Below are 21,728 nucleotides of genomic sequence, written 5' to 3' on the forward strand. Positions count from 1 at the left end.
GCTGCGCAAGCGACATTTCAGGAATGAGCGACGGGAGACAAGTCTCTCAGTGCCCACCCCGGCAGGCGAGCAGTTCGACCAGCTCCTCTACCCGCGCCGGGTCGCCGGCGGCAATCACCTCGCCGATGCTGGCGGCATGCAGCGGGTCGCCGGCCCAGTCGCACATCCGACCACCCGCCCCCTCGACCACCGGCACCAGCGCAGCGAAGTCGTGGAGCTTCAGTCCCGCCTCGATCACCACGTCGAGGTGGCCGGAGGCGAGACAGGCGTAGTTGTAGCAGTCGCCACCCAGCACCGTGTCACGCACGGCGGCGTCGGCATGCTCAAACGCATGGAGCTGGTCGTCGGTGAACAGCGCCGGTGACGTCGTCGCCAGCAGCGCATCGGCAAGATCCCGGCAGCGGCGGGTGCGCGCATCCTCGCCGTTGAGCGTGGTCGGGCGGCCGACCACGCCCAGCCAGCGCTCGCGCAGGATCGGCTGGTCGATGATGCCGAGCACGGGCCAGCCATCCTCGACCAGGGCGATCAGCGTACCGAAGATCGGCCGGCCGGCGATAAAGGCGCGGGTGCCGTCGATGGGGTCCAGCACCCATTGCCGGCCGCTGGTGCCGGCACGTTCGCCTTCCTCTTCGCCCAGGATGCCGTCCATCGGTCGCTCCGCAACGAGCAGCCGGCGCATTGCCGCCTCCGCCTCCTTGTCGGCGAGCGTGACCGGAGACGCATCCGCCTTGATCTCCAGCCCGAATTCGGCGCGGAAGCGGGGGCGGATCGCGGCGCCGGCGGCATCCGCGAGGCGCAGGGCGAGATCGATGTCAGTCTGGGAAACGGCCATGCCCGACCCTAGCCGCGGCGTCGGCGCACGCCAACCACGAACCCACGTGACGAAGCCGTGACGGGCCGCTACGTTTGCCCATTCGCTACGGGAGTCTGCCCATGCGTCCTATGCTGTTTCTTGCTTCGTTGCTGTTGCCGTTCGCCGCCCCGGCTGAAGCCGCGCTTGCGCCCGGTGCCAAGGCGCCGGACTTCGTCGCCAAGGGCGCCATCGCCGGAAAGCCCTTCACGCTCCACCTGCGCTCACAGCTCCGCAAGGGGCCGGTGGTGCTGTATTTCTTTCCCGCCGCCTTCACCGGCGGCTGCAATGCCGAGGCACGTGCCTTTGCCGAGTCGGTTGACGCCTTTCGTGCGGCCGGCGCAACCGTGATCGGCATGTCGGCCGACCCGCAAGATCGGCTGGAAGCGTTCTCCACCCAGCATTGCGCGGGCAAGTTCGCGGTAGCGAGTGCCACGCCGCGCGTGGTCCGCGGCTACGACGTGGCGCTTGGCACGCCGGCCAAGGGCCGCGCGCTGACCAGCCGCACCAGCTATGTGATCGCGCCCGATGGCCGCATTCTCTATGCGCACGATGACCCGAGTCCGCTTGAGCATGTCCAGCGCACGCTCGCCGCGGTTCAGGCCTGGCATCAGCGTCACTCGGCCGGAGGCCGCAGCTAACCGCTCCGCATGCTTTCCGGTGGCCGGCGCCTGCCGGCCTCAGTGCCAAAGGGGGCGCGCCGTGGAAACAAACGCAACGCGAGGCGTGGGTGCGGCGGTGCAGCGACCGCCCGCCCAGCCGCTGTTCGGGGAGATCGGCGCGTTTCTGCGCGATCAGCAGCTCGAACCGACGCCTGTTCATTATGCCTTTGCCTATCAGATCCTGTCCGAGCCCCAGGGTCCGTTGGCAGCGGCAGCCGAGGCCGTGCTTCAACAAGGCGCGCGGCTGACCTCCGCCGGCGTCACCGCCTTGATGCGGCGCCATGCCGCGCTGAGCGACGCTGCAGCCTCCTCGGTCGATGCAGCGCACAGCGATGCCGACAGCCTGGTGGCACGAACCCGAATGCAGGTGGAGGGGTTCGAGGACATGGTCCGGACCATGCTTGCGGAAACCCATGGGCTGGGACGGGACCTCGCCACTGCAGCAGCGGCTGCGCTTCACCGCGGTCAGACGGGATTCGGCGCGCTGCTGGAGGCGCCGACCGCGATCGCCACGGCGATGCTGGAGCGGCTCTACCAGGCCGAATGGCGGCTGGAGCAGGCGCACAAGGAAGCGGGCGAATTGCGTGGCGCCCTGGGTGCCGCCCAGGCCGATGCGCGGCGCGATCCGCTGACCGGCCTCGCCAATCGCCGCGCGCTGGGCGAGGCGTTCGAACAGGCGGGTTCGGGCACGCGCGTCATGGCGATCTGCGACATCGACCACTTCAAGTCGGTGAACGATCGCTTCGGCCATGGCGTCGGCGACCGGGTGCTGACCGCAATCGCGGCAGCGCTCGACCGCGCCTTCACCGGCCAACTGGTTGCGCGCTGGGGCGGCGAGGAGTTCGCGGTGCTGTTCACCGGCACCGGCCTGGCCGATGCCCATGCGGCAGTCGAGGCGGTGCGCGAGCGAATTGCAGGCAGCCAATTCCAACAGGCGGATCGGGCTCTTGCGAAGATCGCCAGCATCACACTGTCAGCAGGTCTGGTCGAAGCCGTTCCGGGCGAGACGCTGGACGCGGTCTATTGGCGTGCCGATGCCCGCCTGTACCTCGCCAAGACACTGGGGCGAAACAACGTCGTGTGCGGATAGCGCCGCAAGTTGGCGTAAGATGCCACTCGCGCAACGCACATTACGCTAGTTTGCCGCTCCAGGGATCACCAAGTTGCTTGGTTACAAGCACTTAGCCACTTGGCATGCTCCCTGCAAAGTTCCTGGCATCGGTCGCCGGATGGTCCGGCAGGCCGAGGATCAGGGAGTTTCCACCATGTCGACCCGCCTTCACTCGCTGCAGTTCAGCCTTGTCTCGCTCGTCGCCGCCGTCGCTTTTGCTTCGCTGACGATCAGCACCGCCGCTTCGGTCGTCCCGGTCGCCTGACCGGGACCACTCCGCACGGGAGACCTGCCATGCGCTCGTTCCTCATCACGCTTGCTTCCTTCACCACCACGGCGGCGGTGATCCTCGCCACCAGCATGCCCTTCGCGGGCGTAGCCTGACGGCGAACCCGTCTCTCCTTGAAGAGCGGCGCCGGAGCGCAGCTCCGGGGGGACCCAAGCCGCCGCTGAACGGTTTTCAAACCGGAAACAGCGAAAGGACACGGGATGCTCGAACATCTGCCACGCTGGCTCGGCGCGCTCCTGCACGACGTGCGCGCCGGAGCAAGCAAGCTTACCATCGTGGACCCGGCGCTGGGCGACTTCGCCGCGCTGAACCTCGCAAGCCCGGCCTTTGCCGATGGCGGCCGCCTGCCCGAGCGGTTCACCGCCGACGGCGCCGGCGTGTCGCCGCCACTGTACTGGACGGGCGTGCCCGCGGGCACCCGGTCGCTCGCGCTGGTGGTCGAGGACCCCGACGCCCCGGCCGCGCAGCCGCTGGTCCACGCAATCGTCTGGGACATGCCGCCGGCCACCGACCAGCTGCGGGAGGGCGCGATCGCGCCGGACGGCGACGGCGCCCTCGACGGCACCGACATCGGTCGCAACAGCTATCTGCGCGAAGGCTGGCTGCCGCCCGATCCCCCCAGCGGCCATGGCGAACATCGCTATGTCTTTCAGCTGTTCGCACTGGGACCGGGCGAGGATCTCGATCCGACGCCGGGGCGGAGCGCGGTTCTTCACGCCATGGCCGGGCGCGTGCTCGCCGCGGGGCTGCTGACCGCCACCTATTCGCGCGACGAGCCCGCCGAGATCGGGCCGGTGGGAGCGGCCGTGCCGGCCTGACCGCTCCTTCGGCCGTATGACCCCCTAGAGGTCCAGCTTCTCATAGTCCGGTGGTGGCGCCACGCCTTCCATCCGCTCGGCAAGCAGCGGACGGAAGCTGGGGCGGCTCTTCATGCCGACATACCAGCGCTTGGCCGGGGTGTGCGTCTTCCAGTCGATGCCGCCGAGATAGTCGGCGACCGAGATCTGGGCGGCCGCGGCAAGGTCGGCGAGGCTCATCGTCGCCCCGCCCAGCCAGGCGCGGTGGTCGAGCAGATAGTCGATGTAATCAAGATGCTCGACCGCCGCCTTCATCGCGTCGCGCAGCGCACGCGTGTCGGGCGGCAGGCGGTGGACGATGCGTTTCTCCATCCGCTCGAGCAGGAGTGGACCGGTGATCTCGCGATAGAATTGCGTGTCGAACCAGGTGACGAGCCGGCGAATCTCGGCGCGATCGGCCGCGGTGCCGTTCAGCAGCGCCGCCTTGTCGACCGTCTCCTCGAAATATTCGCAGATCGCCATCGAATCGATCAGCGTGACGCCGCGCTCGACATCCACCATCACCGGCGTCTGGCCGGCGGGGTTCAGGTCCAGGAACTCGTCGCGGCGCGCCCAGGGGGATTCGCGCACCGGCTCATAGCCGATGCCCTTTTCCGACAGGAGCAGACGGACCTTGCGCGAGAAGGGGCACAGCGGGAATTGCAGGAGCTGCCACATGGCTTTGCTGTTAGGCGGGTGGCGGGCCAGGCGGAAGGGCTTTGATGCAGGATAAGCGGAGACAATGACGGCGTTGCTGTGGCTGGCGGGCGCGATCCTGCTGGCGGAAGTGTCACGCCATCGCGGCGCGGGCGCGGCGGCGGTGCTGCTGGCGTGCGTGTCGGGTACGACGCTGCCCGACCTCGACCTGTCGCTGGGGCTGGTCCACCGCAGCATCCTGACGCACGGGCCGTTGCTGCCGGCGCTGCTGTTGCTGGGACCACCGCGCTGGCGACCGGCCGCGGCGGGACTTGCGCTCGGCATCGGGCTGCATGTCGCGGCCGACACCTTTCCCAACGCGATGACCGGCTATGCGACGGTGAAGCTGCCGTTCGCCGGCTCGATCGGTGCGACCGCGTCCTATGTGTGGCTCGCCGTCAACGCACTTGCCCTCAGCGTGGCGGGCGGCGTGCTGCTTGCCCGCCTGTTTCGGCCCAAATGGGTGCTTGGCCTGCTGGCAGGAAGCGCCGCGATCGGCATCGCCTATCTGTTCGTCACCGACGGCGGCTGGCCGGCGCTGGGCGTTTATGCGGCGTTCGGCTGGCTCGCCATCCGCCAGCGCCGACAGGCCCGGATCGGCTGATCCTGATAGCCTAAAGCCTTTGTCCTGGATGCCCCTACTCAGCACGAATGGTTGCGCCAGAGGCGGTCGATCCGGACGGGTCAGCGGCAGGTGGTGCCAGGCCGCGTCGCTTCCCACGCCACCGATTGCAAGCGCGCGGCCATGTCGCTGCCGATGCCGAGCTCGATTGCTGAGGCCTCGTCGCGGCCGAGGGTCCGGGGATCGCGACCGGTGATCTCGGCAAACACGATCAGCGCCTCCAGATAATAGCCGTACACGCTCGCGTGATACTGGTCGAAGGACCAGAGCGGCGCCTGGTTATAGGCGATGCCGTCATAGGGGTTCGCATCCCCCACCCCGCGCGCGATCGCGCAGTTGAAGCCCTCACCCACCGGCAGCACCCGCGTGCCCGGCCGCACCTGTGCCGCCTGATCATAGCCGCGACGCAGGTCGCGGGCCATGACCTCGATCGGCTTGCCCTGCCACGGACTCGGGTTTTTGAACACGAGGTCCGGCCGCGACCAGGTCGACATCAGCCGCAGATCGACCTTGGGATTGCGGCCTGCGAACAGGGCAGACAACCGACGCACCCCTTCGACCAGCCCAGCCGAGTTGCCGGGCCGCCCGGGATCAAGCGTGCTATATTCCTGCAGCACGACATGGTCCCAGGCACGATCCAGCCGATCACGGCGGTTCTCCCAATGCCAGTTCAGGGTGCGCCCGCCCGCCGTTTCCAGCGACACCTGATAGTCGAGCCCGGCCTGATCCGCGAAACGCTTGAACAGCGCCGGCACGCCGCCCAGTCCTTCCCCGTTCAGGTCGGTGACCGTCTCGGGACGGAACTTCAACGCGGGCGAGTTGGCGCCAAAGGTGAAGCTGTTGCCGACGAACAGGATCGTCTCCGCCCCCGCAGGTGCAGCCCCTGCCAGCAGCGTTGCCGCCACCACTCCGATCCAGCGTGCGAACTTCATGCGACCTCTTCTCTCCGTAACCGGCACCCCGTCGAACGCTTCAACCGCATTTGCGCCCACCCGCAACCGCCTTTCTGCCACACGATACATGGAAACCGGTGAAGGCAGGCGCAAAGGCAGGCTCCTGCCATCCCTTCGACGCAACGCTTCGACCCGTGCGGTATTCGCAAAAAGTCGAGCAGCCGCTATTCCGCCCCTGCCGGTCGCACAGCATCGGCGGAAATACCTAAACGTCTGATTGATATGCTAATTCTTCTGTTGTAGGGCCACCCCCGGCAGAAGCGAACCAGCAAGGCGCCCGGCGTCCTGCTCAGATGTCGCCCCCGTGACCCCGGCAACCGACCGGGGCGTGCTACGACCTCAGCACCTCAGATTTAACCGTTCAGGAAATTCGCGACCCCGTCAGCTTGGTGCTGCTGGGCGGGCTTTTCGCGTCCAAGGTAGAAGATGAAGCTGACTTATGTATTGGGCGGCGTCGGCCTGACCGCCGTGGCCCTTAGCTCCGCATATGCGTCCACGCACTGGTCGTGGCGCAAGCAATCGCAAACGGCCGGCACCGTCGTGGTGGCCGGAACCGCAGCCGCGAATCCGTACAAGGTTACCACGGCAGTCCAGCCAACGCCGACCCCGACGCCGACGCCGACCTCAACGGTGGCGCTCAAGGCAGCGGCCACGCCCGCAGCAACTGCGTACGGGGCCGTCCGGCAGTCGGTCGCGATCGGCAACGATCCCGCGATGCTGACCTATTACCAGAAGTGGCTGGGGCGGCAGCCCGACGCCGTAACCCTGTTTGGCGGGGCCGCGAGCTGGTCCGACTGGCAGAACTCGCCCGGCTACCTCGCCAACCTCTACAAGGGCAAGACGAGCGACATCCTCTGGTCGATCCCGCTGATCCCCAAGGGGGCCACGCTGGATGAAGCCGCCAGGGGCGGCTATGACAGCTATTATCGCCAGCTGGCCAAGACCATGGTCAACCTCTCGCCCAACGATCAGTACATCGACCTGCGCGTGGGCTGGGAGTTCAACGGCAAGGGCTGGAACGCATGGTCGGCGGTCGGCAAGGCCGAGCAGTACAAGGGCGCATTCCGCCACTTCGTTGCTGCGTTCCGCTCCGTGGCTCCCGGACGCTTCGTGTTCGAATGGACCCCGAACGTCGGCAGCGTCGGCATGGACCCCGAGACCGCCTATCCTGGCGACGACGTCGTCGACATCATCGGCATGGATTTCTATTGGGACACGAAGTGGCTGGGCACCGATCCGGCCAAGGCGTGGAACACCATGGTGACCCAGAAGTGGGGACTCCAGTGGCACCAGGATTTCGCCAAGGCGCACAACAAGCCGACGGCGTATTCGGAATGGGGCGTCAACTCCGACACGGCAGGGCCGTACATCCAGTCGGCCGCGAAGTGGTTTGACGACCACCACGTCCTCTTCCAGGGCTATTGGAACAACAACTCCGCGTTCCAGGGCGACCTGAGCCACGGCCAGTATCCGCACGCTGCGGCGACCTTCAAGTCGATCTTCGGCGCCCAACCCGTGGCGGGACCCGTTCCGCTCGCCGGAAAGTAATCGGCAGGCAGGCGGCTCGCTCCTTCAACAAAGGGGCGGGCCACCTGCTGGTCCGCCGTGTCCTTCAGGAGACGCTACCCCGGCGCACAAGCAAGCGCAGCGGCGATCCTTAGCCGGTGTGCGGCAAGGTCGCGCCGAGGAAACTGGATTGCAGCGATGTTCGGGCGCTCACGAAAAGCCCGGGATCCAAGTGCCAGCCAGTGGGCTGCTAAACACTGGATGCCCCGCGTGGATTCGAACCACGATTGACGGAGTCAGAGTCCGTAGTCTTACCATTAGACGACAGGGCAACGTCGTGAGGGCGCGCTGTTAGGAGGCGCGCGCGATGCGGTCAAGCCTGTTTTCGCATCCACTCGATTTTTGGCGTGCCGCCACGCTCCGCCGGGCATGCCGGGCGTCCCATCGCGGAACGCGGGTGCACCGCCTTTCCCCCGCCACCCTCACCTTGCCGCTGCCGGCAGCTTCCGCTAGTTTCTGCCCCAAGCACCGAGCGGCGGATCTCCGCCGTGACGGAACAGAACATAAGAAGAAAGTGACGGCATGGGGGATACGACCGCCCGGTTGCCGCACCGGCGGGGCGCTGCCCCCGTCCGTTCGGCACCACATGCATCAGCGCAACCGCGCTTCCCGAGGGCGCGCCATTTCGCGGCGCTGGACCTTGGCACGAACAACTGCCGGCTGCTGATTGCCCGGCCGCAGGGCCAGGGCTTTGCCGTGGTCGACGCCTTTTCGCGAATCGTGCGCCTGGGCGAAGGGCTTGCGGCGACCGGCCGGCTGAGCGAAGCGGCGATCGAACGCACCATCGCCGCGCTGAAAATCTGTGCCGACAAGCTGCGCCGCCGCAATGTCACCCTGTCGCGCGCGGTCGCGACCGAGGCGTGCCGGCGGGCAAGCAACGGCGCCGATTTCATCCGGCGCGTACATGAGGAGACCGGTATCTTTCTGGACGTGATCTCGGCCGAGGAGGAGGCGCGCCTCGCCGTGCTCGGCTGCCACGCGCTGCTGGAGCCGGGCGAAGGCCCCGCTTTGGTGTTCGACATCGGCGGCGGCTCGACCGAACTGGTGCTGCTCGACACCACGGGCACGGTGCCGAGCGTGGTCGACTGGCACAGCACCCCCTGGGGCGTGGTCTCGCTGACCGAAAGCCTGGGCGCAGGCCGCGATGCACCGATCGCGAGCGGCGCGTTCGACGCGATGCGCCAATGCGTGGTCGACAGCTTCGCGCCCTTTGCCAGGCGGCTGCCGCAGGTCGACGGGCAACGCAGGCTGCTGGGCACCAGCGGCACCGTGACCACGCTCGCCAGCGTCCACCTGGGGCTCGACAGCTATGATCGCTCGGCGATCGACGGGCTGATCGTGCCTTCCGACGCGATGCGCCAGGTCAGCCGCCGGCTGGCCGGGCTGGAGCTGTCCGGCCGCGCCAAGGTCGCCTGCATCGGGCCGGAGCGCGCCGACCTGGTGGTCGCGGGCTGCGCCATCCTGGAGGCGATCCTGGACCTGTGGCCCGCCGAGCGGCTGGGCATCGCCGACCGCGGCATCCGCGAGGGGATCCTGCGCCGCCTGATGCAGGGGCGCTACGCATGAGGGGCGCACCTCCGGGACGCCAGCGCGTCCGCACCGCCCGCGGCCGCACCGCGCAATCGACCCGCTGGCTCGAGCGCCAGTTGAACGACCCATACGTGAAGCGCGCGAAGGCCGAAGGCTATCGCAGCCGCGCCGCCTACAAGCTCCTGGAGCTGAACGAGCGCTTCCAGCTGCTGCGCGGCGTCAAGCGCGTGGTCGACCTGGGCATCGCACCGGGCGGCTGGTCGCAGGTGGTCCGCAAGCTCGCGCCATCGGCCGCGATCGCCGGCATCGACCTCCTGCCGGTCGATCCGATCGACGGCGTCACCATCTTCCAGCTCGACTTCCTGCACGACACCGCGCCGGACCTGCTGCGCGAGGCGCTGGGCGGCGAGGCGGACCTGGTGATGTCGGACATGGCAGCCAACACCGTCGGCCATCCCCAGACCGATCACCTGCGCACCATGGCGCTGGTGGAGGCCGGCGTGATGTTCGCCTGCGAAGTGCTGCGCCCCGGCGGCGCCTTTGTCGCCAAGTCGCTGGCGGGCGGCGCGGACAACGCCCTGATCGCGGAGCTCAAGCGCAACTTCAGCACGGTCAAGCACGCCAAGCCGCCCGCGAGCCGCAAGGGATCGTCGGAATGGTATGTGATCGCGCAAGGCTTCAAGGGCCGCGCGAAGGTGGCGGTGGAGGAGTCGGAAGGCTGAAGCGGGCCTCCAAGGGATATCCGTTCGTGCTGAGCAGGGGCTGAGCGCAGCTGAAGCGCCGTATCGAAGCACCGCAGACCGTCCTTCGATACGCGACTTCGACTGTGCTCCATGGCTACTGTGGACGAACGGGAGGCAGCCGCACCGAGGCCGAGCTCGGCAATTTCCGCCCCCGCCCCTGCCTTGCCTTCGCGCAGGCGTTGCGCCACTGCCGACGCCATGAACGCTCCCGCTCCCAAGCCCTGGGTCCTCGACATCGCGCCCTATGTCCCGGGCCGCGCGACCACCGATGGCGGCCGTCCGGTCGTGAAACTTTCCGCGAACGAAAACCCGCTCGGCACCTCACCCGCGGCGCGAGCGGCGTTTGCGGCGGCGCAGGACAGCCTGGAGCGCTACCCGGATCCGGGCGCGACCGCGCTGCGCGAGGCACTGGCCGCCGCCCACGGCCTCGATCCGGCGCGCGTCATCTATGGCACCGGCTCGGACGAGCTGCTGCACCTAGCCGCAGGCGCCTATGCGGGGCCGGGCGACGAGGCGATCTACGTCCGCTACGGCTTTGCACTCTATGACATCGCCATCCGCCGCGTGGGGGCGACCCCGGTGGTGGCGCTCGACCGCGATCACGCGACCGACATCGACGCCATTCTGGCGGCAGTGACCGAGCGGACGACGTTGGTCTATGTCGCCAACCCCAATAACCCGACAGGCACCTTCGCGCCCGCCGCCGAGATCGCGCGGCTGCACGCCGGGCTGCCGCCGCAGGTGATGCTGGTCATCGACCAGGCCTATGCCGAATATGTGGAGCCGGAGGACGACGACCTCGGCCTCATGCTCGCAGAGCGCCACGAGAACGTGTTCGTCACCCGTACCTTCTCGAAGATTCACGGGCTTGCCGCCGAGCGGATCGGCTGGGGCTATGGGTCGGCCAAGGCGATCGACGCGATGCAACGCATCCGCGCGCCCTTCAACGTGACATCGGCCGGCCAGCTGGCGGCGGTCGCGGCGGTCGGCGACACCGGCTTCGTCGAACGCAGCCGTGCGTACAACCGCCAGTGGCGCGACTGGCTGGCAGGCGAGGTCGCGGCGCTCGGCAATGCCGGGCTGCGGGCGGTGCCGTCCGAAACCAACTTCCTGCTGGTGTTGTTCGAAGGACCCGTATCGGCCGAGACGGCCTACAAGGGGCTGATGGACGCCGGCTACATCACCCGCTGGCTGCCGGGCCAGGGCCTTGCCAACGGCCTGCGCATCACCATCGGCACCGAAGCGCAGATGCGCGGCCTGGCCGAAGCGCTGCGCAGGATCGTCGGCTGATGCTGCCGTTTGCCCGTGTCGCCGTCATCGGCCTGGGGCTGATCGGCTCCTCGGTCGCGCGCGCGGTGCGGGAGGCGATGCCGGGCGTCCGCCTCACCGGCCACGACGCCGACCCCCAGGTGCGTGAAACTGCGCGTGCGCTCCGTCTGGTCGATGATGTCGCGGACCATCCCGGTGCGGCGGTGCTCGATGCCGAGCTGGTGGTGCTGTGCGTGCCGGTCGGCGCGATCGGCGCCGTCGCCGCCGAGCTCGCGCCCGACCTGCCGCCGGGCGTGATCGTAAGCGATGTCGGTTCCAGCAAGACCAGCGTCGCCCAGGCGCTGGCCGAGGCGCTTCCCGGCGCCGCCGTCGTGCCCGCCCACCCGGTCGCCGGCACCGAGCGCTCGGGCCCGGAGGCAGGCTTCGCGACGCTGTTCCGCAACCGCTGGTGCATCCTCACCCCCGCCGAAGACGCCGATCCCGTCGCGGTCGAGCGTGTGGCAGAGTTCTGGCGCCGGCTGGGCGCCGACATCGAGCGGATGGCGCCCGAGCACCACGACCGCGTGCTCGCGGTCACCAGCCATCTGCCGCACCTGATCGCCTATACGATCGTCGGCACCGCCTCGGACCTCGAGGAAGTGACGCAGAGCGAGGTGATCAAATATTCGGCCGGTGGGTTTCGCGACTTCACCCGCATCGCCGCATCCGATCCGACGATGTGGCGCGACGTGTTCCTCAACAACCGCGAGGCGGTGCTGGACATGCTCCAACGCTTCTCGGAGGATCTGTCCGCACTGCAGCGCGCGATCCGCTGGGGCCAGGGCGACGAGCTGTTCGAGCTGTTCAGCCGCACCCGCGCGATCCGCCGCTCGATCGTGGAGCAGGGCCAGGATGACGCGCGCGACGATTTCGGGCGTACGCGGGAGTAGGGGTTTCCTGCTCGCCTAATCCCCTGCCATCCTGCTGACGAACGTCAGCGTCCGGACACGCTGTGCTTTACGGTGAAAGGACGGGGCCCCGGCCTTCGCCGGGGCGCACGCCTCAGTCCGCGAACGGATCCCGTACCAGGATCGTGTCCTCGCGCTCGGGGCTGGTCGACACCAGCGCCACCGGGCACTGGATCAGTTCCTCGACGCGGCGAATGTACTTGATCGCCTGCGCCGGAAGCTCGGCCCAGCTGCGCGCGCCCGCCGTCGACTCCTGCCAGCCGGCCATCGTCTCGTAGATCGGCTCGACCTTCGCCTGGTCGGCGGCGTGGGCGGGATAATAGTCGAGCGTCTCGTCGCCGAGCTTGTAGCCCGTGCAGATCGAGATTTCCTCGAACCCGTCGAGCACGTCGAGCTTGGTGAGCGCGATGCCGGTCACGCCGGACACCGCGACCGACTGGCGCACCAGCACCGCGTCGAACCAGCCGCAGCGGCGCTTGCGGCCGGTGACGGTGCCGAACTCATGCCCGCGCTCGCCCAGCCGCTGGCCGGTCGCATCCTCCAGCTCGGTCGGGAACGGGCCCGAACCGACGCGGGTGGTGTAGGCCTTGGCGATCCCCAGCACGAAGCCGACCGCGCCCGGGCCCAGGCCCGAACCGCCCGCCGCGGTGCCCGCGATGGTATTGGACGAGGTGACGAACGGATAGGTGCCGTGGTCGATGTCGAGCAGCACGCCCTGTGCGCCCTCGAACAGGATGCGGCGCCCGCGGGTGCGTGCCTCGTTGAGGTCACGCCACACCGGCCGTGCGAACGGCAGCACGAAGCCCGCGATCTCGCGCAGCTGCTCGAGCAGCGCGGCGCGGTCGATCGGCGGCTCGCCAAAGCCCGCGCGCAGCGCGTCGTGGTGCGCAGACAGGCGATCGAGCTGCGGCTCGAGCGAATCGAGATGGGCCAGGTCGCAAACGCGCAGCGCGCGGCGGCCGACCTTGTCCTCGTACGCCGGACCGATGCCGCGGCGGGTGGTGCCGATCTTGCCCGCGCCGCTCGCATCCTCGCGCAGACCGTCCAGGTCGCGGTGGAACGGCAGGATCAGCGTGCAATTGTCGGCGATGCGCAGCGTGTCGGGGGTAACCTCCACGCCCTGCTCGCGCAGGCGGGCCACTTCGTCCCGAAGCGCCCAGGGGTCGAGCACGACACCGTTGCCGATGACGGAAGGCGTGCCGCGCACGATGCCCGACGGCAGCAGCGACAGCTTGTAGGTCTTGCCGTCGACCACCAGCGTATGACCGGCGTTGTGCCCGCCCTGGAAGCGCACCACCACATCGGCGCGCTCCGCCAGCCAATCGACGATCTTGCCCTTGCCCTCGTCGCCCCATTGAGCGCCGATTACCGCCACGTTCGCCACGCCAGTTCCTTTATATGCGTGAAAAGCGGGGCTGCCCTAGAGCGCGGGGGCGCCCGCGTCCACCCGTGCGCGGCCGATGGCGTTGCAGCCCTTGCGGCGGGGCCGTCAGTATTTCTGCTGGCGCTCGTAGAGCGAGCGGTAATGCTGGATGCGCGTAACGCGCAGGCCCGGCATGCCCGATCGGTCGATGGCCCGCTGCCAGCTCGCGAATTCCTCGGGCGAGAGGCTGTAGCGAGTGCAGACCTCGTCGATGGTCAGCAGGCCGCCGTTGACGGCCGCGACCACTTCCGCCTTGCGCCGGACGACCCACCGCGTCGTGTCGGGCGGCGGCAACGAGTCGAGCGTCAGCGGCTCGCCAAGCGGACCGATCGCCTTTGCAGGACGGATCTTCTGGTTTTCGATCATCTTCACCTCAATGGTCGGCGGCCTGCCCCCAAGCGACCGACGCCCCGTTCAAACCCCTTTTACGCGCGGCGGGTAAAAAATCCCTTCATCCCTGCCCGGGCGCTTGCCCAAGCGGATGCGCCGGTGGGCGCAGCGCCTCGGCAACCGTTGGGTGGAACGCGCCGTGACGCGGCGACAGCAGACTTTCGCTGACGCGCACCGCGGTGACCCGTGCCTGCACCCGCGCGGTAACGCTTGCCGCCTGGCGCGCGCTTGCCCTGGCAAGCAGCACGGCCAGATCGACGGGCAAGGCGGTGACCGCAATGCCGCGTTCCAATCGGGCGAAACTCAGGTCCAACGGGGCTCCTTTCCGAACGGCCGGAGCCCATTGAAGTACGACGCGAAGTTAAACAGCCCGTAAAGGTGCCCTCCACCCGTCGCGGATTTTGCATCCGGTCGTCGCGCACCCTATGTGGCCGCCCATGATCGAGGGCGATTTCCAGCTTGAGTCTCCGGTGCGCGCGCGCCGCATCGTCGTCGCCATGTCTGGCGGCGTCGACAGTTCGGTGGTGGCCGCACTCGCCGCGCGCACGGGTGCCGAGACGATCGGCGTGACGCTCCAGCTCTACGACCATGGCGCCGCCGTGGGCCGCGCGGGCAGCTGCTGCGCCGGCCGCGACATCCGCGACGCGCGCGCGGTGTGCGACAGCCTTGGCATCGCCCATTACGTCTTCGACCATGAGACGAGCTTCCGCGAAAACGTCATCGACGATTTCGCCGACGAATATCTCGCGGGGCGCACGCCGATTCCGTGCGTGAAGTGCAACATGGGGCCGAAGTTCACCGACCTCCTGGCGCTGGCGCGCGACCTGGGCGCCGATTGCCTGGCGACCGGCCATTATGTCCGGCGAGTGGAGGGGGCCGAGGGCGCCGAGCTGCACCGCGCGGTCGATCCGGCCCGCGACCAGAGCTATTTCCTGTTCGCCACCACGCGCGCGCAGTTGGACTTCATCCGCTTCCCGCTGGGCGGCATGCCCAAGGCGCGCGTGCGCGAGATCGCCGCGAAGATGGGCCTGGGCGTCGCGGCCAAGCCCGACAGCCAGGACATCTGCTTCGTGCCCGACGGCGACTATGCCGGGCTGGTGAAGAAGCTGCGGCCGGGGGCGGATGCGGGCGGCGAGATCGTCGACCTGGAGGGCCGGGTGCTTGGGTCGCACGACGGGCTGGTCGGCTTCACGGTCGGGCAGCGCCGCGGGCTGGAAATCGGCGGCCAGCCCGAACCGCTGTACGTCGTGCGGCTGGAACCGGAGAGCCGCCGCCTGGTCGTGGGTCCGCGCATCGCCTTGGCGGTGGGCGCGGCGCGGCTTTCCGACATCAACTGGCTGGGCGGCGATCGCGGCCAGCCGCTGACCGCCAAGGTGCGCTCGATGGCCAAGCCCGTGCCGGCGCGGCTGGAGGGCGACCGACTGGTGTTCGAGGCTCCGGAATATGGCGTGGCCCCCGGCCAGGCGGCAGTGCTCTACGCGGGCGAGCGGGTGCTGGGCGGCGGCTGGATCGCCGAGACCGAGTCCGCGATGGCACTGGCTGCCTGAGCCCCCCACAAAGCCGTTCGTCTCGAGTAGCCGTCGAGTAGCTGCGTCAGCAGCGTATCGAGAGGGCGTATCGAGAGACAGGTTTGGCGCGCGGAACCGCACCTCGATTCGAGCTCTCGATACGCGCCTTGCGGCGCTACTCGATCTCTAGCCGGCACGAACAGAGGGGGATTGGGACGACATGCCCTCTCCCCCCGCCCTCACGGCAGCAGGAAGCTTCCCTCGATGACCGTGACGCAGCGCCCGCCCAGGACCGCGCGCTCCCCGTCCAGCCGCACGTTCAGCCGCCCGCCGCGTGCGCTCGCCTGATAGGCGGTGAAGCGGTCGCGCCCCAGCCGCTGCGTCCAATAGGTCGCCATCACCGCATGGGCGGAGCCCGTCACCGGGTCCTCGGCGATCCCGCAGCCCGGCGCGAACACCCGGCTGATCACGTCGGTGTCGCGGCCCGGTGCCGTGACGATCACGATCGCCTCGCCCTCCACCATCAACCCGGCGGGATCGGGCTGAAGCTGCTCGACGGTTTCGGCATGCGCCACCACCGCCAGCGCATAGCCGTTGGCGTGCCACAGCGTCTCCTCGACTGCACAGCCCAGCGCCGCCACGATCTCCGGCAGCGGCTTCGGCTCGGGCGCCCAGGCGGGCAGCACCATCGCATAACCCTCGCCGTCGCGCGCCACTTCCAGCACCCCGGCACGGCGCGTGCGGAACCGCACCCGCTCCAGCGCCGGATCGGCCGACAGCAGCGTGTGGCCGCTCGCCAGCGTCGCATGGCCGCACAGCATCACCTCCTCTGTGGGGGTGAACCAGCGCAACTCGCGATCGGCCTCGCCGCTCGCGTCGGGCACCAGGAACGCGGTTTCCGAAAGATTGTTCTCGGCCGCGACCTGCTGGAGCACCGCATCCTCGGGCCAGGCGTCGAGCTGGAGCACCGCCGCCGGATTGCCCGCGAACGGCGCGTCGGCGAATGCATCGACTTGCGTGAACGGTACGCGCATGCTCATCCTCCCACCCGCTTGCCGAACCAGTGCGGCGTCACGTCCGCCTCCACCAGCGGATTGTCGGTATCGACATGCCCCTCGGGATCGAGGTGGATCAGCACCTCGACGCGCGGATAGGCGCGGCGCAGGTTCTTCTCCACCGCCTCGACGATGTCGTGCGCGTCGCCGACGCTCAGCGTGCGGTCCACCTCCATGTGGAACTGCGCGAAATCGTGGCTGCCGGAGCGGCGCGTGCGGAAGTCGTGAATGCCGCGCAGCCCCTCCTGACGTGCCGCCACGTCCAGGAACGCGCGCCGCTCCGCCTCCGGCCATTCCTTGTCCATCAGCTGGTCGATCGCCTGGCTGGACGCGCGGAACGCGCCCCAGGCGAGCCACAGCGCGATGGCGATGCCGAACAGCGGGTCGGCGCCGGACCAGCCGACATATTGGTCGAGCGCGATCGCGGCGATCACCGCCAGGTTGAGCAGCAGGTCGGACTGGTAATGGACGCTGTCGGCGCGGATCGCGACCGATCCGGTCTTGCGGATGATCGCGCGCTGATAGGCGAGCAGCGCAAAGGTCGCGAGGATGGCGACGATCGACACGCCAATGCCGAACTGCGGATCGGCGGTCTCCCCTGGGGCGGCGAACGCGGCAATGGCGCGCCAGGCAATGCCGACGGCGGAGGCCGCGATCAGCGCCACCTGGAACAGCGCCGCCAGCGCCTCCGCCTTGCCATGGCCGAACCGGTGGTCGTGGTCGGCCGGGGTCGCCGCCAGCCGCACGCCGTAGAGCGTCACCAGCGAGGCGAGCAGGTCGAGCGCGGTGTCGGCAAGGCTGCCGAGCATCGCCACCGAGCCGGTGGTCCACGCCGCCACCCCCTTGAGCGCAAGCAGCGACAGCGCCATCGCGACCGACGCGATCGCCGCCCGCACCGCATAGGGGATGATCCGCCCGCGTTCGGCCTCGGTCATGGGAACAACAGCCCCTCGGTCCAGCCCTCCTGCGTACGGGTGAACAGCCGCCGCTCGTGCAGGCGATAGGCGCGGTCCTGCCAGAACTCGATGGTGTCGGGCACGACGCGATAGCCGCCCCAGTGCGGCGGGCGCGGCACGTCGCCGCCCGCAAAGCGCGCCTGCACCTCGGCGAACCGCTCCTCGAACCGCTCGCGCGCCTCCAGCGGGCGCGACTGGAGCGACGCCCAGGCGCCCAGCTGCGAGTCGCGCGGCCGCGAGGCGAAATACACGTCCGACTCGGCATCGCTCGCCTGGACGACGGCGCCTTCGACCCGCACCTGCCGGCGCAGCCCCTTCCAGTGGAACAGCAGCGCCGCCTGCGAATTGGCGGCGAGGTCGGCGCCCTTGCGGCTCTCGCGATTGGTGTAGAAAACGAAGCCCAGCTCCGGGCCATGCCCCTTCAGCAGCACCTCGCGCACCGACGGGCGTCCGCGCGCGTCCGCCGTGGCCAGCGCCATGGCATTGGGGTCGTTGGGCTCGCTCGCCGCGGCCTCGTCCAGCCAGGTGTCGAACAGCGCGAAAGGGTCGGTCATCATGCGCGGCCCTATACGCCGCTTGGCGCCGTTTCGCACCCCCGCGACCACACCATGATGCCCCGGCTTGGGAACGACTCTTTCTCCTGGGAATTGAATCGGTTGCGCAACAAGGAAACGGCAATGGCGGCAAGGGCCTATTGGCAGGGGCAGATACGGCTCGCGCTGGTGTCGATCCCCGTGGAAATCTACACGGCGACGAAGTCCGGTGCGGCGGTCTCCTTCCGGCAGATCCACGAGCCGACCGGCAAGCCGATCAAGTACGAAAAGAGCGTGGCCGGCGTCGGCCCCGTCGACCCCGACGAGATCGTCAAGGGCTATGAGGTTGAGAAGGGCAACTACATCCTGCTCGAACAGGATGAGATCGACGCGGTGAAGCTCGAGTCCAAGAAGACGCTCGAGCTCACCCAGTTCGTCGACGCGAACGAGATCGACGTGCTCTACTACGAGAAGCCCTATTTCGTCGTGCCGGCCGACGACCTCGCCGAAGAGGCGTTCATCGTCCTGCGCGAGGCGCTGCGCCGCACCAAGAAGGTGGGTCTGGGCCAGCTCGCGCTGCGCGGCCGCGAATATGTGGTGAGCCTGAAACCCTGCGGCCGCGGCATGATCCTGGAGACGCTGCGCTACGCCGACGAGGTGCACCGCGCCCAGGGCTATTTCCGCGACATCCCCGACGAAAAGCCGGACGAGGACCTGCTCGACCTCGCCGAGACGCTGATCGCCAAGAAGTCCGCGAAGTTCGATCCCCAGGAATTCCACGACCGCTATGTCGATGCGCTGAAAGACCTGATCGAGCGCAAGAAGAAGTCCAAGGGCAAGATCGTCGACACCAACGAGGACGAGGACGCGCGCCCGACCGGCTCCAACGTGGTCGACCTCATGGCCGCGCTCAAGAAATCGCTGGAAAAGCCCGGCGACACCAGCGGCAAGCCCGCACCCAAGAAGCGCACCGCCAGCAAGGCGGCCGCCAACGATGCCGCCGAAGACAAGCCCGCGCGCAAGACGGCCGCAAAGAAGCCGGCTGCCAAGCCCGCCGCCAAGGCCCCGGCCCGCAAACGTGCTTGACGCTCGCCCGGCCCGCGCACCCACCGTATTCCCGCGCAGGCGGGAATCCAGAGTTCCGCACACTTACGCCCGTTGCTCTGCTTGGCCCTGGGCTCCCGCCTGCGCGGGAGCACAGATTAGAAGGGGCCGTTGAATGCCCAAGACCGACCCCCTCGCCCTCTACAACGCCAAGCGCGACTTCAGCCGCACGGCCGAGCCCGCCGGCACGCTGGAGCCCGGCCACGGCAACCGCTTCATCGTCCAGAAGCATGACGCGACACGCCTCCACTGGGACTTTCGCATCGAGCTCGACGGCGTGCTCAAAAGTTGGGCGGTGACGCGCGGCCCCAGCCTCGACCCCGACGAGAAACGGCTGGCGGTGCGGACCGAGGACCATCCGCTCTCCTACGGCGACTTCGAAGGCACCATCCCCAAGGGCGAGTATGGCGGCGGCACGGTGATGCTGTGGGACGACGGCACCTGGGCGCCGATCGCCGGCAAGTCCGCCAAGGACCTGGAGAAGGGCCACCTCCACTTCGTCCTCGACGGAGAGCGGATGAAGGGCGAGTGGCTGCTGATCCGCTTGAAACCACGCGGCCGCGAGAAGAACGAGAACTGGCTGCTGCGCAAGATCGGCGATGCGGAGGCAGGCGGCGCCGACACCCTGGTCGAAACCGCGCTCACCAGCGTCAAGACCGGCCGCACCATGGACGAGATCGCCGCCGGCAAGAAGGCCGCGACCAAGCCCAAGGCAAAAGCCAAGCCGGCTGCCAAGACCCCCACCAAGCCCGAACCCCGCGCCCCGGCCAAGTCGCGCGCAAAGACCGCGCAAGCCGGCAAGCGTCCCGACTTCACCGAACCGCAGCTGTGCACGCTGGTCGACGCCGTCCCTGACGGCAACGCCTGGCTGCACGAGGTAAAGTACGACGGCTATCGCGCGCTGGTTGCGATCGGCAAGGGCGGCCCCACCATCTACACCCGCAGCGGGCTCGACTGGACGCCCAAGTTCCCCGGCATTGCCGAGGCCGCCGCCGCCATCCCCGCCGGCAGCGCGCTGATCGACGGCGAGATCGTCGCGTTCAAGGACGGCCGCCCCGACTTCTCGACGCTGCAGGAGGCGATCAGCAACGGCGGCGACATGGCCTTCTTCGCCTTCGACCTGCTCGAGGTGAATGGCGAGGACCTGCGCGCCCTCCCCCAGGTGCAGCGCAAGGACCGGCTGCGGCCGCTGATCGAGAATGTCGACGCCCGCCTACACTATTCCGAGCATGTCGTCGGCGCCGGCGAGAAGCTGTTCGAGGCGATGTGCCGCGAGGGCTATGAGGGCGTCGTCTCCAAGCGCGCCGACGCCCCCTATCGCGGCACCCGCACTAAGGGCTGGCTCAAGACCAAGTGCATCCGCCGGCAGGAGTTCGTGATCGTCGGCTGGTCGCCGTCGACCGCCGCCAGCCGGGGCCTGCGCTCGCTGCTGCTGGCGGTGAACGGGCCGGACGGCCTCGTCTATGCCGGCAAGGTCGGCACCGGCTTCAACGCCGACACCATCGACGACCTGCGCGAACGCCTCGACAAGATCGCCACCAAGACGCCGCCGGTCTCCGTCCCCCGCGCGGCGGCACGCGGCGCGCATTGGGTGGAGCCCAAGCTCGTCGCCGAGGTCGCCTTCGCCGAATTCACCGCCGAACAGGTCATCCGCCACGCGAGCTTCGTCGGCCTGCGCGAGGACAAGCGCCCGGAGGAAGTGGTCGCCGAAACGCCCGAGCCGACGCCGGCGCGCGGCAAGGCCGAGGTGCCAACCTCCTCGATCAAGATCACCAACCCGGACCGCGTGATCTTCCCGGAGGACGGGCTGACCAAGGGCGATCTCGCCACCTACATCGCCCAGGTCTCGCCGATCATGCTGCCCTGGGTCGCCAATCGCCCGATCAGCCTGGTCCGCTGCCCCCAGGGGCGCGCCAAGCAATGCTTCTTCCAGAAGCACGACGCCGGCAGCTTCGGCGACCATGTTGACCACGTCGACATCCGCGAAAAGGACGGCTCGACCCAGCCCTATCTCTACGTCCGCGACCTCGACGGGCTGATGGCCTGCGTGCAGATGGGCACGATCGAGTTCCACGGCTGGGGATCGCGCGCCGAGGATGTCGAGCGCCCCGACCGGCTGGTGTTCGACCTGGACCCCGACGAAGGCCTCGACTGGAAGGACGTGCAGCGCGCCGCCGAGGACCTGAAACGCCACCTCGCCGACATGGGCCTGGCGAGCTTCCCGATGCTGTCGGGCGGCAAGGGCGTGCACGTCGTCGTGCCGCTCACCCCCCAGGCCGAATGGCCGGCGGTGAAGTCCTTTGCCGATCGCTTCGCCCGCGCCATGGCCGCTGCCGAACCCGAACGCTTCACCGCCACCATGTCCAAGGCAAAGCGGGTCGGCCGCATCTTCATCGACTGGCTGCGCAACCAGCGCGGCGCCACCGCGGTCATGCCCTATTCGGCGCGCGCCCGCCCCGGCGCCCATGTCGCGGCCCCCGTCAGCTGGGCCGAGTTCGGCGACATCGAGACGCCCAAGCGCTTCTCGATCCACGATGCCGCCGAGCTCATCGAGCGCGCCAACAGCCGCGGGCTCGCCGGCTGGGGGATCGCCGACCAGCCGCTGCCCGATCTTTGAGGGAGGATCGCCCCAGACGCGATCCCCGGTTGCGCCCCGCCGCGCTTTGTGGTGACACCGGCCAAACG

21 protein-coding genes and 1 tRNA gene are annotated in these 21,728 nt (G+C 68.8%); 12 read left to right on the top strand and 10 right to left on the bottom strand.

Annotated features, from left to right (window positions below):
- Positions 1-46: 46 nt before the first annotated feature.
- Positions 47-832 (bottom strand): histidinol-phosphatase, encoded by a 786-nt coding sequence (gene hisN / locus LK533_RS09955; RefSeq protein ID WP_229362643.1) that lies wholly within the window; start codon positions 830-832, stop codon positions 47-49.
- 101 nt (positions 833-933) lie between these two features.
- On the opposite strand from hisN, the gene LK533_RS09960 reads away from it, so the two are divergent.
- The 3 genes from LK533_RS09960 (at position 934) to LK533_RS09970 (ending at position 3,730) form a co-directional block, all read left to right on the top strand.
- On the top strand, positions 934-1,491 hold the full coding sequence (locus LK533_RS09960; RefSeq protein ID WP_229362644.1) for a peroxiredoxin: 558 nt from the start codon (positions 934-936) through the stop codon (positions 1,489-1,491).
- A gap of 61 nt (positions 1,492-1,552) precedes the next feature.
- Positions 1,553-2,602 carry a sensor domain-containing diguanylate cyclase gene (locus tag LK533_RS17960; protein WP_229362645.1) on the top strand — a complete coding sequence of 350 codons (1,050 nt, stop codon included), beginning with the start codon at positions 1,553-1,555 and terminating at the stop codon, positions 2,600-2,602.
- Between the two features lie 510 nt (positions 2,603-3,112).
- On the top strand, positions 3,113-3,730 hold the full coding sequence (locus tag LK533_RS09970; RefSeq protein WP_229362647.1) for a YbhB/YbcL family Raf kinase inhibitor-like protein: 618 nt from the start codon (positions 3,113-3,115) through the stop codon (positions 3,728-3,730).
- A 24-nt stretch (positions 3,731-3,754) separates the two neighbouring features.
- Here the strand turns inward: LK533_RS09970 and LK533_RS09975 are convergent, their stop codons facing one another.
- Positions 3,755-4,426, bottom strand: coding sequence for a glutathione S-transferase family protein (locus tag LK533_RS09975; RefSeq protein WP_229362649.1), 672 nt, complete (start codon positions 4,424-4,426; stop codon positions 3,755-3,757).
- A gap of 64 nt (positions 4,427-4,490) precedes the next feature.
- Between LK533_RS09975 and LK533_RS09980 the strand changes: the two genes are divergently transcribed.
- Positions 4,491-5,048, top strand: coding sequence for a hypothetical protein (locus tag LK533_RS09980; RefSeq protein WP_229362650.1), 558 nt, complete (start codon positions 4,491-4,493; stop codon positions 5,046-5,048).
- A gap of 80 nt (positions 5,049-5,128) precedes the next feature.
- On the opposite strand, the gene LK533_RS09985 is transcribed toward LK533_RS09980, so the two are convergent.
- On the bottom strand, positions 5,129-5,998 hold the full coding sequence (locus LK533_RS09985) for a PEP-CTERM sorting domain-containing protein (RefSeq protein WP_229362652.1): 870 nt from the start codon (positions 5,996-5,998) through the stop codon (positions 5,129-5,131).
- Positions 5,999-6,445: 447 nt separating this feature from the next.
- Here LK533_RS09985 and LK533_RS09990 point away from each other — a divergent pair, with 447 nt between their 5' ends.
- Positions 6,446-7,567, top strand: a complete 1,122-nt coding sequence (locus LK533_RS09990) for a glycosyl hydrolase (RefSeq protein ID WP_229362653.1) — start codon at positions 6,446-6,448, stop codon at positions 7,565-7,567.
- A 216-nt stretch (positions 7,568-7,783) separates the two neighbouring features.
- On the opposite strand, the gene LK533_RS09995 is transcribed toward LK533_RS09990, so the two are convergent.
- Positions 7,784-7,857: transfer RNA gene (locus tag LK533_RS09995), tRNA-Gln, on the bottom strand.
- Positions 7,858-8,107: 250 nt separating this feature from the next.
- Here LK533_RS09995 and LK533_RS10000 point away from each other — a divergent pair.
- The 4 genes from LK533_RS10000 to LK533_RS10015 all read left to right on the top strand — a co-directional run bounded on the left by LK533_RS10000 (position 8,108) and on the right by LK533_RS10015 (position 12,056).
- Positions 8,108-9,151 carry a Ppx/GppA phosphatase family protein gene (locus LK533_RS10000; RefSeq protein ID WP_229362655.1) on the top strand — a complete coding sequence of 348 codons (1,044 nt, stop codon included), beginning with the start codon at positions 8,108-8,110 and terminating at the stop codon, positions 9,149-9,151.
- The gene (locus tag LK533_RS10005) at positions 9,148-9,837 is read left to right on the top strand and encodes an RlmE family RNA methyltransferase (RefSeq protein ID WP_229362657.1); all 690 of its coding nucleotides are present in this window, start codon (positions 9,148-9,150) and stop codon (positions 9,835-9,837) included. The genes LK533_RS10000 and LK533_RS10005 overlap by 4 nt, the downstream gene beginning before the upstream one ends.
- 219 nt (positions 9,838-10,056) lie before the next feature.
- Complete coding sequence (locus LK533_RS10010) at positions 10,057-11,148, top strand: pyridoxal phosphate-dependent aminotransferase (RefSeq protein ID WP_229362659.1); 1,092 nt, start codon at positions 10,057-10,059, stop codon at positions 11,146-11,148.
- Positions 11,148-12,056 (top strand): prephenate/arogenate dehydrogenase family protein, encoded by a 909-nt coding sequence (locus LK533_RS10015; RefSeq protein WP_229362661.1) that lies wholly within the window; start codon positions 11,148-11,150, stop codon positions 12,054-12,056. Before LK533_RS10010 ends, LK533_RS10015 begins: the two co-directional genes overlap by 1 nt.
- A gap of 112 nt (positions 12,057-12,168) precedes the next feature.
- Here LK533_RS10015 and LK533_RS10020 read toward each other — a convergent pair whose 3' ends face one another.
- From LK533_RS10020 to LK533_RS10030, 3 genes are all read right to left on the bottom strand, one after another.
- Positions 12,169-13,458 (bottom strand): adenylosuccinate synthase, encoded by a 1,290-nt coding sequence (locus tag LK533_RS10020; RefSeq protein WP_229362663.1) that lies wholly within the window; start codon positions 13,456-13,458, stop codon positions 12,169-12,171.
- A 105-nt stretch (positions 13,459-13,563) separates the two neighbouring features.
- On the bottom strand, positions 13,564-13,863 hold the full coding sequence (locus LK533_RS10025; protein ID WP_229362665.1) for a DUF1153 domain-containing protein: 300 nt from the start codon (positions 13,861-13,863) through the stop codon (positions 13,564-13,566).
- A gap of 85 nt (positions 13,864-13,948) precedes the next feature.
- Positions 13,949-14,200: a hypothetical protein gene (locus LK533_RS10030; RefSeq protein ID WP_229362667.1), complete on the bottom strand. Its 252-nt coding sequence runs from the start codon at positions 14,198-14,200 to the stop codon at positions 13,949-13,951.
- 124 nt (positions 14,201-14,324) lie between these two features.
- On the opposite strand from LK533_RS10030, the gene mnmA reads away from it, so the two are divergent.
- Positions 14,325-15,434: a tRNA 2-thiouridine(34) synthase MnmA gene (gene mnmA, locus LK533_RS10035; protein WP_229362668.1), complete on the top strand. Its 1,110-nt coding sequence runs from the start codon at positions 14,325-14,327 to the stop codon at positions 15,432-15,434.
- A gap of 200 nt (positions 15,435-15,634) precedes the next feature.
- Here mnmA and LK533_RS10040 read toward each other — a convergent pair whose 3' ends face one another.
- From LK533_RS10040 to pdxH, 3 genes are read right to left on the bottom strand one after another with little or no spacing between them, the layout of a single operon-like run.
- Positions 15,635-16,429: a PhzF family phenazine biosynthesis protein gene (locus tag LK533_RS10040; protein WP_229362669.1), complete on the bottom strand. Its 795-nt coding sequence runs from the start codon at positions 16,427-16,429 to the stop codon at positions 15,635-15,637.
- Positions 16,430-16,431: 2 nt separating this feature from the next.
- Positions 16,432-17,385 (bottom strand): cation diffusion facilitator family transporter, encoded by a 954-nt coding sequence (locus LK533_RS10045; protein ID WP_229362671.1) that lies wholly within the window; start codon positions 17,383-17,385, stop codon positions 16,432-16,434.
- Positions 17,382-17,963 (bottom strand): pyridoxamine 5'-phosphate oxidase, encoded by a 582-nt coding sequence (gene pdxH, locus LK533_RS10050; protein ID WP_229362672.1) that lies wholly within the window; start codon positions 17,961-17,963, stop codon positions 17,382-17,384. The genes LK533_RS10045 and pdxH overlap by 4 nt, the downstream gene beginning before the upstream one ends.
- 120 nt (positions 17,964-18,083) lie before the next feature.
- Here pdxH and LK533_RS10055 point away from each other — a divergent pair, with 120 nt between their 5' ends.
- Entirely contained in the window at positions 18,084-19,025 is a 942-nt protein-coding gene (locus LK533_RS10055; protein WP_229362674.1) for a Ku protein, read from the top strand.
- 133 nt (positions 19,026-19,158) lie between these two features.
- Positions 19,159-21,660 carry a DNA ligase D gene (ligD, locus tag LK533_RS10060; protein WP_229362675.1) on the top strand — a complete coding sequence of 834 codons (2,502 nt, stop codon included), beginning with the start codon at positions 19,159-19,161 and terminating at the stop codon, positions 21,658-21,660.
- Positions 21,661-21,728: the final 68 nt, after the last annotated feature.

This window comes from Sphingomonas sp. PL-96 (assembly GCF_020707215.1).
GTDB lineage: Bacteria > Pseudomonadota > Alphaproteobacteria > Sphingomonadales > Sphingomonadaceae > Sphingomonas.